Annotated in this window: 8 protein-coding genes and 1 rRNA gene; 1 reads left to right on the top strand and 8 read right to left on the bottom strand. The window is 36.6% G+C overall.

Annotated elements, in window-relative coordinates:
- Positions 1 to 133: 133 nt before the first annotated feature.
- Positions 134 to 2,749, top strand: a complete 2,616-nt coding sequence (locus C1631_RS12085; protein WP_109712402.1) for a DUF7619 domain-containing protein — start codon at positions 134 to 136, stop codon at positions 2,747 to 2,749.
- A 287-nt stretch (positions 2,750 to 3,036) separates the two neighbouring features.
- Here the strand turns inward: C1631_RS12085 and C1631_RS12080 are convergent, their stop codons facing one another.
- The 8 genes from C1631_RS12080 to rrf all read right to left on the bottom strand — a co-directional run.
- Complete coding sequence (locus C1631_RS12080; RefSeq protein WP_109712400.1) at positions 3,037 to 4,752, bottom strand: HAMP domain-containing sensor histidine kinase; 1,716 nt, start codon at positions 4,750 to 4,752, stop codon at positions 3,037 to 3,039.
- A 91-nt stretch (positions 4,753 to 4,843) separates the two neighbouring features.
- The gene (locus C1631_RS12075; protein ID WP_109712398.1) at positions 4,844 to 5,953 is read right to left on the bottom strand and encodes a histidine kinase; all 1,110 of its coding nucleotides are present in this window, start codon (positions 5,951 to 5,953) and stop codon (positions 4,844 to 4,846) included.
- Between the two features lie 57 nt (positions 5,954 to 6,010).
- On the bottom strand, positions 6,011 to 7,060 hold the full coding sequence (locus tag C1631_RS12070; protein WP_109712396.1) for a porin: 1,050 nt from the start codon (positions 7,058 to 7,060) through the stop codon (positions 6,011 to 6,013).
- 91 nt (positions 7,061 to 7,151) lie between these two features.
- Entirely contained in the window at positions 7,152 to 7,709 is a 558-nt protein-coding gene (gene kdpC / locus C1631_RS12065; protein ID WP_103248198.1) for a K(+)-transporting ATPase subunit C, read from the bottom strand.
- Positions 7,710 to 7,719: 10 nt separating this feature from the next.
- Entirely contained in the window at positions 7,720 to 9,759 is a 2,040-nt protein-coding gene (kdpB, locus tag C1631_RS12060; protein WP_109712394.1) for a potassium-transporting ATPase subunit KdpB, read from the bottom strand.
- Between the two features lie 175 nt (positions 9,760 to 9,934).
- A complete protein-coding gene (gene kdpA / locus C1631_RS12055) occupies positions 9,935 to 11,629 on the bottom strand; it encodes a potassium-transporting ATPase subunit KdpA (RefSeq protein ID WP_109712392.1) in 1,695 nt (564 codons plus the stop codon).
- A 438-nt stretch (positions 11,630 to 12,067) separates the two neighbouring features.
- Positions 12,068 to 13,390, bottom strand: coding sequence for a sigma-54-dependent transcriptional regulator (locus tag C1631_RS12045; protein ID WP_109712390.1), 1,323 nt, complete (start codon positions 13,388 to 13,390; stop codon positions 12,068 to 12,070).
- A gap of 352 nt (positions 13,391 to 13,742) precedes the next feature.
- Positions 13,743 to 13,814 (bottom strand): 5S ribosomal RNA (gene rrf, locus C1631_RS25110); the annotation flags it as partial.

Raw genomic sequence — 13,814 nt, 5'->3', positions numbered from 1 at the left:
AAAAACAGTAATTACCCAATAATTATACCATATTATTAATTTAAAAACAAATAAAAATGAATAATTTTAAATTATTAAAAACAAAATAAGAAAATTATTTATATATTTACATTAACTAAAACATCACTAAACCATGAAAAACATTTACCTTTTTGTGCTCATTCTGGCACAATTATCTGTTAGTGCACAGATTATTAACTTCCCGGATCCTAAATTCAAGGCAAAATTACTTACCGCAAACACGGGCAACAACCCTTTTTCTTACGACCTCAATGGGAATGCAACTGTAATAGATACCAATAATGACGGAGAAATTCAGATAAGCGAGGCCCACAATATTTCAAAGTTAACGTTGAGTAATACCCAAATTAATGATCTGACAGGAATCCAGAGTTTTACTAATCTTGTCTATCTAAACTTAACGGGTAATTCAATGCTTAACACAGTCAATCTAAGCAATATGACTCAGCTAAAGGAGCTCTATTCTTATAGCAATGCCCTCAATATATTGAATATACAAGGTTGTAATCAGTTGGGAACTTTCTTTTTCTCTAATAATAGTGGGACTATCTCGAATCTTGGTTTTTTACAAAATATTCCTCTGAAAAAACTTTCCGTTTCAGCAAACGCCCATTTAGAAAGTGCAGATCTCTCAAATCTTACAGCATTAGAAGATATTTATTTTGGAGAAAGCAGTAATGTGAATTTTACAAGTTTAGATCTATCCAATAACATCAATCTGAAGAAACTTTATATTATTAAGCCCAATCTTACCTCACTTACGTTCACTACACTACCTCAGCTTGAATATGTTAATATCCAGAAAACAAAACTAACTTCATTAGATTTCTCCAGTTCACCATTGCTTAATGACCTCGATATAGATAAAAATTCATTATTGAGCTCGCTTAATATTCAAAATAATAGTAATCTGAAATACGTAACAATTTCAACTTCTCCGTTACTAACTTCTCTAAGTGCTCATAATAAACCCAATCTACTGGGATTAACTTTACATGGAACAAGTATCGCTTCGTTAAACCTGGCAGGATTAACTGCTATGTTTAACTTATCGTTGGGAGATAATAAAATAACTTCTTTAGATGTTTCTCCTGCTATCAATCTCGTATTTTTATCACTTGGAGAAGATTTCCTTACCAGTATTGATGCAAGCCAAAATGCAAAACTAAGCTCACTCAATGTGGCGGGGAATTCCATTACTACGGTTAACGTTAAAAACGGGAATCCTGCTACGGAGTTCTATGCAAGTCCGATATCTATGACACCCAATTTAGCCTATGTATGCTGTGATCCCAAAAAAGTCCAGAAGATTTCCAATATGTTGGCTGTTTATGGCCAAAATAATGTGGAAGTAAACAGCTATTGCTCTTTTGTACCCGGAGGAACCAGCTATACCATTCAGGGAAATACAAAAGTGGATGTCAATAATAATGGTTGCGATGCAAGTGATCCTGCAAAGGCATTTCAAAAGTTCAACATTACTAACGGTACCAATTCAGGAAGCTATATTGCCAACAGTTCAGGAAATTATTCTTTAGCTGTACAGGCAGGTGCTCATGTGATTACTCCTGTTGTTGAAAATCCAGCTTATTTTACTATTTCTCCAGCAAGCATTACTGCTGATTTTCCCACTCAGGCAAGTCCACTGGCACAAAACTTCTGTATTACACCCAATGGAACTTTTAACGACCTTGAGGTGGTTATTCTTCCAATAACTGCAGCAACACCGGGTTTTCAATCGCAATATAAAATAGTATATAAAAATAAAGGAAATACAGCACAAACCGGAACTTTGGCATTCAATTACAATGATATGATTTCTGATTACCAAACTGCAACAGTTGCTCCTACCTCACAATCTCCGGGAGTTTTAAACTGGAATCTTACCAATCTTCTTCCTTTTGAAACCAAAGAAATTACGGTAACCATAAAATTAAATACACCAACGGCAACTCCACCTCTTAACTCAGGAGATATTCTGCATTATACGGCACAGATCAGCGGAGGAACAGATGAAACACCGGCTGATAATAATTTTACACTTAACAGAACGGTAGTGAATTCTTTCGATCCAAACGATAAAACCTGTCTTGAGGGAGCTTCTATTGCGCAGGCACAAGTGGGTGATTATGTTCATTATCTGATCCGATTTGAAAATACGGGAACTGCCAATGCAAGAAATATTGTGGTAAAAGACGAAATCGATGCAACGAAATTTGATCTTTCGTCACTTGTTGCCTTAAACGGAAGTCACAATTTTGTCACCAAGGTTACAGATCCAAATGTGATTGAGTTTATTTTTGAAAATATTCAGCTTCCTTTTGATGATGCCCATAACGACGGATATGTTTCTTTTAAAATCAAAACAAAGTCAACATTAACCCCTGGCGACAGTTTCAGTAATACCGCCAAAATTTATTTTGATTACAACCATCCGATCATTACCAATACCGCTACGACCTCGGTTGAAAGTCTTTTAACGACAACTGAAGTTGGTAAAAACAAGACATCGTTTGCTATCTATCCAAATCCGGTAAAAGATATTCTGCATATTCAATCAAAAGATGAGGTCATAAAAGCTGAGATCTATGACGGAGCAGGAAGAATAATCAACTCGATGCATGTGAAAGGAAACTATATGAATGTTTCTGAGCTTTCTAAAGGAAACTATATGATTAAAATGTATACGAAAGATAAAACAATGGTACAGAAGTTTATTAAGGATTAACCTGCCCCCATGTTTATAAAAAGGCTGCAAATAATAATTTGCAGCCCTTTTTTATGTTTCGTCATTGCGAGCATAGCGAAGCAATCTCAATATTACAATTATAGGTAGAAAGTGAAAAGTCGTCAATAAGTTAATAGATTATGTTTTTAAGGAGCATAGATTTAAAGAATTTTCTTATTTACTATTTCTTCTCCCATCCCAAATAGATAATATGATTAGTTCTAAATCCGAAAACTCTTATAATATAAGATAATCTCTTACTATTTTCACCCTCACATTATCAAGGATTAACCAACAGGCAGTCTGAAATAGAAAGTACTCCCATTATTCAAGGAACTTTTCACTCCGATCTCACCACTTTGTTTCTCAATAAAATTTTTGGAAATTGCCAATCCAAGGCCTGTCCCGTTCTGATGTTCACCCGGCACCTGAAAATAGCGGTCAAAAATCTGACGATGGTATTTCTCATCAATGCCGCTTCCGCTATCGGTGATGCTAAACTGAATGAAGGTATCTAGTTTTTCAACCAATATCTGTATGTTTTCATCCTGATAGGAATGTTTTACTGCGTTGGTAAGGAAGTTATTCATCACCCAGACTGTTTTATCAAAATCAGCAATCACAAAATCGGTTTCTTCAAGAAGAAATTGTGAAGTGATGGATATATTTTTCTGCTCAGCAAGCTTTTCTACATTTTTCACGGCAGTTTGTACGATTTCCTTTGGAGAACATTTCCCCATAGTTAAGCGAATATTTCCTGACTCTACCTGAGAAAGATTCAGTAATTCTCCGGTGATATCCAGGAGACGTTGTCCATCTTCGTTGATGCTTTTCAGTAATTCCTGCTGTTGCTCATTCAACTCACCAAATTTCTGATTTCCAAGCAGCTGAACTCCCATTTTTATGGCTGAAATAGGAGTCTTCAATTCATGAGAAATCGTGGCTATAAAATTTGTTTTGGCAAAATCAAGTTCTTTGAAGGGGGTGATGTTTCGGAGCAGAATCACCTTTCCGATATATCTTTTTTCTTTTTCCCCGGTTTTAACAATGTTTATTGGAATAATATCCTGTTCAAAATAATTTTCTTTATTATCCCGAACAATTTTAATAGGATCCTTGACAGGATGGTCAATATTCTTCAACAATTCACGCATCAGGTCATTATTTACGGCCACTTCATGCGCTGTTTTCCCGATAATTTCTTCTTTATGAAGATTGGTCACTTTCAGTGCTTCATCATTAATCATATAAATAAAATGATTTTCATCCAGGCCAATAACGGCATCATGCATATTGTTAACCAGGGTTTCAATTCTTTTTTTCTCCATTAATTGCTGAGAAAGGCTACTGCTTTCATATTCCTGGAGCTTTTCAGCCATCACATTAAAAGATTCAGCAAGGCTGTTGAATTCTTCACTCCCTTTAAAATGAACCCTTTCATTATAATTTTTATTGGCAATCTGCCTGATACTGAAAGTCAGCTGATCAATCGGTTCAGCAATTGTTTGTGGTAAATTAAACAATAAAATAAAAGCAATAAGAAAACAAACCGTTCCGATACTTACAATCCAGAAAGTAGCATTACCAGCCGTAATAATGGCAATATCACTTTTCCGTTCGATGCCTTTCATGTTCAAAGACATAATTTTTGCCAGATCTTCCCTTATAAGCTTCTCTTTAACAGGAGTGGGTTCTTTTAAATAGCTGTTGAAATGCAGATTCAGATTCTGTGTAGCTTCTTTTTCCCCAAATTCTGTAAGGTTCTTTTCCTGTAATCTGTTATTTTTTTTAAAATCCGCAATGGCAATGGCACTGTCTGTACTGATATGATCCAGTGCAAGAAGCATATTCTTGGAAAATTCCAGACTATTGTAATTGGCAGTAAGGATTTTCTCAGTATCTGATTTTAATTTATTAATGTATACAGAACCTATCACTGATAGCAGAACAATCAGCAGAAATAAAAGGCCTACGCCTAAGGTGAGTTTTGTTTTAAGTTTCATATGAAGATACTTATTGTTTTTTAAAAGACATATGCAATCGCGTCATCTTTATCGGTGTTTGTGTTTCCAAATCATTGCGATTTCATTACTTTTACGATAAAATAATAATATCTACCTGTCGTTCATTCAATCTGTTCATCAGTGTATAGATCCAGCTATAGCCGAACAAACGATGCCAGAATTTGGCGTGGGGCTTGCCAATACAAACCGTCGTAATATTATGGGCGATCACATAATCCAGAATTGCTTCCTGAACACTATTTTCCTTTACCCTTACCACTTTTGCGCCTAATTCCTGTGCTAAATTAAAATTATTAATCAGATACCGCTGCTTATCCAAAGCGATTTTTTCCGGATTTTCAGAAGGTCTCTGGATATACAGGACAGTCCATGGGCTGTTATAATAGCTTGCCAACCTGGCTGTCTTTCGTATAATCGTTTTGGCAATCTTTTCATTGCTGCTGATACAGGCCAGAAATTTTATAGGCTTAAAATTCTCGGTCTTGATTTCAGTTTCCACTTTTCTCTCAACATGGGTAGCCACTTCTTTTAAGGCGAGTTCTCTCAATTGGAGAATATGCCCGCTTTGAAAGAAATTAGTGAGTGCAGTCTGAATTTTTTCCTTTTTATAGATTTTACCCTCTTTTAAACGGGTTAAAAGTTCATCAGCCGTAAGGTCAATGTTCACCACTTCATCAGCAAGTGCCAGAATTTTATCTGGCACCCTCTCAGTGACTTCTACCCCTGTTATTTTTTTAACTTCTTCATTGAGACTTTCAATATGCTGAATATTCATGGCACTGATAACGTTAATTCCGTTATCAAGAATCTCAAGAACATCCTGCCATCTTTTTCTATTTTTAGAACCCTCCACATTCGTGTGGGCCAATTCATCTACAAGAACAACCTCAGGATGTTCATTAATAATGGCCTGAAGATCCATTTCTTCAAGGTTTTTTCCTTTATAGAAAACGGATTTCCGTTCAATTTCAGGAAGGCCTTCTGCAAGAGCTACTGTTTCTTCTCTACCATGAGTTTCTATATAGCCAATTTTCACATCAATGCCGTTTCGTAAAAGAGAATGCGCTTCCTGAAGCATACGAAATGTCTTTCCTACACCTGCACTCATCCCTATATAAATCTTGAATTTTCCTTTCCTGGATTTCTGGATCAATTCTAAAAAATCTTTTGCTGATGACATTGATTTTATTCTTTTTAATTTTATTTTAAACACTTTTTGCCCTGGCTAAATCTATTATTAAAACCAAACGGCTAAACTCGTTGTAATAAAAAAGTTTCCTTTTCTGAACTCATCATTTTTAGCAAAAATGGCATCTTTAGAAGTAAAACCTCTTGCTTCTGTGCGGAACACAACATTCTTCAATACAGCATAATCTACATTCAATGAATATCCGAATGTCTGAAAACCGTTAGGAGTTCCCGTATTGATGATGACTCCATGTTCATCATGATAGTATTCCAATCTTCCTGCCAGCGCCCATTGATGATCAAGCTGATATTTCATCTGTACATTGGGACTGTACCATATATTATATTGCTCACTTCCTTTCGTTTTCTGCTCTGCCCCAATATCAAAGCCCAATACAGCAGAAAACTGATTCGTCAATTGAAAACTACCATAAAGATCGTGAAAATAACGCATTCTTTTATCTGCTTTCGCTTTATCATTTCCAATAAATGAACTACTGTTCAGTGTAATTTTATCATTGGGTTTATAAGTAACCTGATGACCGAAAGAAATACTTTGATTTCCTTCCGGTTTCGCAATACGTTGCCATCCGTTCAGTACCAGACCGCTTAAAAACCATTTTCCGCTATCTGACGTATAAGAAATTTTTGCACCGGTCTCAAAATAAGGAGAGTTTTCAGCAGCAAAACTTCTGGTCAGATTGATATTATCTCTTCCGATAGCACTTTCCCAGCCAATATGAGATGGCATGATCCCTGCATCAATCCACAGATTTTTATTTTTTGATATTTTAATTCCAATATTAGCTTCATTCACATAGCGTAAAGCATTTTGTTCAGCCGCCATGTTGTCCTGCGCATACGTTCCGGCCATTAAAGCGACATTGGCTCGAAGATTTTCACTTTGATAATTTGCTTTAACCAATCCCAGATTAAGATTCAATTCATTATGCCTGTTGTATGAGTATAAAAAATTTTGACGAAGATGATTATCAGGTTCATTAAAATCATAGGTATAAAAAAGTTCTGCATACGCTGAAAAGGTCACTTTATTTCCTGTTCTCACTGAATCTGATGACTGTGCTTTGGAAAAAAACATTCCCAATACTGCACCTATAACTAGATATTTTTTCACGTTAGTTCTGAAGTGTTTATTAACTATGTCAAGGTTTTAAACTTTGACATAGAATTTATTTTAATTGATCCAAAGCAATATTAAGCTTCAGTACATTGAGTTTTGATGGTCCGAAAAGTCCTAAGAATGGTTTTTCAGTTTGTGCATTTATTAAACTTTTAATTTGCTCTTCTGAAAGGTTTCTCACTTTTGCAATTCTTTTTGCCTGATACAAAGCTCCTTCCTGAGAAATATCCGGATCAAGCCCACTTCCACTTGCCGTAGCCAGTTCAACAGGTACTTTATCCTTCCCCATTTCAGGATTTTGCATTCTTAACGTATCAATTCTTTTTTGTACAGTTTCCAGGTACTCTTCATTACTTGGACCCTTGTTGCTTCCCCCACTTCCTGCAGCATTATAATTTACTGTCGAGGGACGGCCATGGAAATACTTTTCCGACTTAAATTCCTGCCCGATATTGGCATAGAACTTCTGCCCTTTGTAATTAATGATTTCTGCATTTCCTTGAGTAGGTAGTATTTTTGACCCTCCATACACAAGGCCCAGATAAATTCCTGTAACAACCAGCATTACCAAAGTCAACCTGAATGCTGAAACAATATGATTTTTCATTTCTTTAAATTTAATAGAATAAACTAATCAGTAAGTCTATGATTTTGATTCCGATGAACGGAACAATTACTCCTCCCAAGCCATAAATTAAAAGGTTTCTTCTTAGTAAAGCACTTGCCCCAATTGGTTTATATGCTACTCCTTTTAACGCCAATGGAATAAGAAAAGGAATAATCACGGCATTGAAAATGACAGCGGATAAAATAGCCGTTTCAGGACTGTGAAGATTCATGATATTCAACTTCTGAAGCGAAGGAATAAAGGTGATAAACAAAGCCGGAATTATCGCAAAATATTTGGCCACATCATTGGCAATACTGAATGTTGTCAATGTTCCTCTTGTCATCAGCAATTGTTTCCCGATTTCTACAATTTCAATCAGTTTTGTAGGGTCATTATCAAGATCAACCATGTTACCGGCTTCTTTTGCAGCCTGTGTTCCGCTGTTCATGGCTACTCCTACATCGGCCTGAGCCAATGCCGGAGCATCATTCGTTCCATCTCCCATCATGGCTACCAGCTTTCCTTCCTGTTGTTCTTTTTTGATGTAGTTCATTTTATCTTCAGGCTTTGCTTCCGCAATAAAATCATCTACTCCCGCTTTTTCTGCAATAAATTTGGCCGTCAATGGGTTATCACCGGTTACCATCACTGTTTTAACCCCCATTTTTCTTAATCGTTGGAAACGCTCCTGAATTCCTGTTTTAATGATATCCTGAAGTTCGATAACTCCCCATACTTTTTCATTCACAGACACCACCAAAGGAGTACCTCCATTTTCAGAAATTTTGGTCACTGCATCTTGTGTTTCCTGCGGGAAGATGTTCCCGGCTTTTTCAGTCAGTCTTTTTATAGTGTCATACGCTCCTTTTCTGATTCTGGTAGCTTCAAAATCGATCCCGGAAGTTCTGGTTTCAGCAGTAAAGTCTATATAAGTAGGATTGGGAACAATTAAATCTTTTGATTGTAATGAGCTTAATTCAATAATTGATTTTCCCTCAGGAGTTTCATCAGCAACAGAGCTTAATGCAGAAGCTTTAATAAAATCTTCAATTTTAATTCCTTCAGCAGGATGAAATTGAGTTGCTTTACGGTTTCCAATAGTGATTGTCCCCGTTTTGTCAAGTAATAAGACATCGATATCCCCTGCAGTTTCTACTGCTTTCCCACTCTTTGTAATCACATTTGCTCTTAATGCTCTGTCCATCCCGGCAATTCCGATTGCAGAAAGCAGACCTCCGATGGTTGTCGGAATCAGACATACAAAAAGAGAAATAAATGCCGCAATGGTAATCGGAGTCTGCGCGTAGTCTGCAAAAGGCTTTAAAGTGAGGGTAACAATGATAAAGGTCAGGGTAAACCCTGCTAACAATATGGTTAATGCGATTTCGTTTGGTGTTTTCTGTCTTGAAGCTCCTTCAACAAGGGCAATCATTTTGTCCAAAAAGGATTCTCCGGGTTTGGTTGTTACCTTTACTTTGATTCTGTCTGAAAGTACTTTGGTACCACCCGTTACTGAGCTCTTGTCACCACCTGCTTCACGAATAACAGGTGCACTTTCCCCGGTAATAGCAGATTCATCAATAGTAGCAAGACCTTCAATAATCTCCCCATCCATCGGAATCTGATCTCCCGCTTCACATAGGAAAATATCTCCTAATTTCATCTCGGCAGACATCTTCAATACTGTTTCTACCTGAAATCCATGCTTGTTTTCAACCACCAGTTTAGCAGGGGTTTCTTCACGTGTTTTTCGAAGGGTATCAGCTTGTGCTTTTCCTCTTGCTTCCGCTATAGCTTCGGCAAAATTGGCAAACAAAACTGTGAAAAATAAGATAATAAATACCAAAAAATTATAAGAGAAACTTCCCTGAGATTTATCGCCTGTCAAGCTGAAAATGCTTACAATAAACATTACAACGGTTCCGATCTCTACCAGAAACATTACTGGATTTTTAAACATAATTTTCGGATTCAGTTTTACGAAAGACTGTTTAATTGCCTCGTTTACCAAATCTCTTTGAAATAATGTTTGTGATTGATTTTTCATTTTTTTGAAAGAGTTATATCATTATCAATAATAACCATCAAGGTAAGCCAAAGTATGAGAAATAGAAGTGGATAATATTATGTAGTGAACGTTTCGGTAAGTTTTTAGACAAGTTCCCAAACTTTTCCGCTTCCTTAATGGTTGGATATTGATTTTAATTTTTAATGTTCACAATTTATTTTGAGAAATACTGTATTTGTTCTGCAATAGGACCCAGTGTCAGCGCCGGAAAGAATGATAGGGCTGCAATAAGCAGGATGACAGCAAGCGTCATGAAACCAAAAGTAGCCGTATCCGTTTTCAATGTTCCCGAGCTTTCCGGAATGAATTTTTTCTGAGCCAGTAATCCTGCAATCGCCACAGGACCTATGATTGGGATAAACCTTGATAACAACAGTACAATACCTGTTGAAATGTTCCACCATGGAGTATTATCTCCAAGCCCTTCAAATCCGGAACCATTATTGGCAGAAGAAGAAGTAAACTCATATAACATTTCACTAAATCCGTGAAATCCCGGATTATTCAACGTTTTTGCTCCAAACTCAGGTAAATAAGCAGTTAAAGCAGTACCCACAAGAATTAAAAAAGGGTGAAATAAAGCCACAATCATGGCAATCTTCATTTCTTTTGCTTCGATCTTCTTGCCCATAAATTCGGGCGTTCTTCCTACCATCAGACCGCTGATAAATACCGCGAGAATTATAAATATGAAATAGTTCAGAATCCCTACTCCACAACCTCCATAGAAACAGTTGATCATCATGGCAAGAAGCTCATTCATTCCGGAAAGAGGCATCGTGCTATCATGCATAGAATTCACCGACCCTGTTGAAATAACCGTCGTCGCAATGCTCCAATATCCTGAGGCTGCGCTTCCGAAACGGATTTCTTTACCTTCCATAGCTCCTAGACTGCTGTCTCCTCCCATTTTGGTGATCAATGGATTTCCTCCGGTTTCATTGACAACGTTCGGAATGGTAAGCGCCAGAAAACCGACGGTCATTACCGTAAAAATAACCCACGAAAGCTTTCTCTTATTTAGATAAAAACCTAATGCAAAAACCAATGCAAACGGAATGATCATCTGCGTCACCATTTCTGTCATATTCGTCACATAATTAGGGTTTTCAAGCGGGTGTGCTGAGTTGGCTCCAAAAAAACCACCACCGTTGGTTCCCAAATGCTTAATTGCAACAAAACCGGCAACCGGACCTCTGGATACATCAATTTTCTGACCTTCTAATGTTGTAATGTGGTCCTTCCTCTCAAAAGTCATAGGAGTACCATTCACAGAAAGGATGAACGCTACAATGATACTGATCGGAACTAAAATTCTGATCATTGACCTGGTAAAATAGTCATAAAAATTCCCCAGCTCCGTTGCCGTTTTCTCTTTAAAAGCTTTAAAAAGAACCGCCATTGCTGCCATTCCCGTAGCTGCCGTTACAAACTGTAAAAACATTAAGTACAACTGACTTAGATAACTTACTCCCGACTCTCCCGAGTAATGCTGTAAATTACAATTTACTAAAAATGAAATAGTCGTGTTAAAAGCAAGGTCAGCTGACATATTGGGATTCCCGTCAGGATTTAGAGGAAGCCAGGCTTGTGTCATTAAGAGTATAAACCCGATAATGAACCATACCAGATTGATCGCCAACATGGCATACATATTCTGTTTCCAGTTCATCTGGCGGTTGGGATTGATACCCGATATTTTATAAATTAACTTTTCAATGGGTTGGAATACCGGATCCAGAAAAGTTTTTTTGTATCCATAGACGTTAGCAATATATTTACCTAAAAATATTCCAATCACTAACGTAATAGCAAACATTGCTATGATGCCTAAAATCTCTGTATTCATGATTACTTAAAATTTTTCAGGTTTTATTAAAACATAACAGATATACACAAAGGCAAGAATTGAAAGAAAAAATAAACTCCACATAATTTTATATTCTATCAAAAAATTCAACTGATTTGTACAAAAGCCAAAACAATACTGCAAACAGCAGAATTAAACTTATGAGCATCATATCTTTATTATTAAGATTAAAAGAGTCAACAACACATACGATACAATCAGCAAACTAAAAGTAGAATGCTCCCGTTTTTTAAACGATTTTCTTGAAATTGTCATTTTTAAATATTTTATTCATGGACTATATGCCAAAAGAGAGTCCAATGTAAAAAATAAATAACCAATCAATTAAAAATCAGATCATTAATCCAAAACAACTCACCCTATAAAAACAGAAAAGCCTATCAAAATGATAGGCTCTTTATTAAAATGATAAATTTTCTATTTTAATTCATATTCCTCGAGTTTACGGTATAAAGTTGCAATACCAATCTCTAACAATCGGGCTGCTTCCGCTTTATTACCTTTTGTATACTCTAATACCTTTTGTATATGTATCTTTTCAAGTGATCGGATGCTTAAGGAATCCGCTTCCCGGGCTACTTTTTCAGAATAATGAGGAAGACTTTCGGCATCCAGAATATGAGTATCCATTAAAATAAGACTGCGTTCCACAGCATTTCTTAATTCCCTGATATTTCCCTTCCAGTCATTCTTCTCCAAAGCTTTATAATAATCCGGACTGACTTCAATAGCAGATAAGTGAAGCTTATGGGAAAATAAGTCCACAAAATTCTTCGCCAGCATTTTTACATCCTCTTTTCTATCCCTCAAAGCAGGAAGAGTGATCTCAAAAACATTCAGCCTGAAATACAAATCTTCCCTGAAATTTCCTTGTTTTATTTCTTCCTCAAGGTTTCTGTTCGTAGCAGCAATTAATCTAAAATCAGATTTTGAAACCTTCGTTTCACCCATTTTTATAAATTCCTTCGTTTCCAGAACCCTTAATAGCTTTGCCTGAAGTTCGATAGGCATTTCACCAATTTCATCCAAAAATAAAGTACCACCGTTCGCTTCATCTATCAAACCTTTCTTATCCTTTATTGCCCCAGTAAAAGCACCTTGTTTATGACCAAAAAGCTCGCTCTCCAGAATTTCTTTACTAAATGCTGAACAGTTAATCGCTACAAAACTATTCTTACTTCTGTCACTTCCATCATGAATAGCACTGGCAAAAACTTCTTTTCCCGTTCCCGTTTCACCTGTTAAAAGCACAGCAGCATCTGTTAATGCCACTTTTTCAGCCAATTTTTTAGCCTGTAAAATAGCAGGTGAATTTCCAATAATCTGGGCGAATCCTTTTACTGCATTTTTGGGAACAATTCTGGATTTATTATCTTTAGACTTATCCAATGCCTTGTACACCAAAGGAATAATTTTCTCATTATCATCCCCTTTTACCAGATAATCATAAGCTCCGTTTTTCATAGCCTGTACAGCATCCGTTATATTTCCAAATGCGGTCATCAGAATAATCTCAAGATGCGGGTATTTTGTCTTAATAGATTGTACCAATTCAACACCAAATGCATCAGGAAGCCGGACATCGCATAGAACAACATCAAAATCATATTGCTCCAGCATCGTCATTGCAGAACGTGCCGTAGAAGCTTCTTTTACATTAAAATTTTCTTGGGAAAGAATCATGCCCAATAGCTTAAGGAGCTTGATCTCATCATCGATGATCAGAATGTTTCCTGACATTATATTTATTTTGGAAAACTTATACAAACTTATCAATTTTATTTGACTAAAAGCCGATTATGACGGAAATTAATTTTACATCTCTATTTATTCCTAGAAGCAATTTCCCGCTATCCACTCATACTCCTCGCGCCAGCGCTTTCCACCCTTAAACCTTCAACACTCCCACTCATGCTGTGAGGTAACCGTTGCTATCGGGGCTAGGATGATGAGAGTTGAGAGTTGAAAATTGAGAATTGAGAATTGAAAATGGATAATGCCGGGTGATTCATTATTCATTTCTTAGGGGTAGGGATAAAAACAAAAAAAGTCCTTTATCATTCGATAAAGGACTTTTTAAAAATAAAATAAAAACTGGCGGCGGCCTACTCTCCCGCGTTAGCAGTACCATCGGCGCTGGTGGGCTTAACTTCTGTGTTCGGAA

This window comes from Chryseobacterium phosphatilyticum (assembly GCF_002899825.2).
GTDB lineage: Bacteria > Bacteroidota > Bacteroidia > Flavobacteriales > Weeksellaceae > Chryseobacterium > Chryseobacterium phosphatilyticum.
Note: the sequence above shows the minus strand (reverse complement) of the source record. Positions and strands in the feature narration are given on the sequence as shown.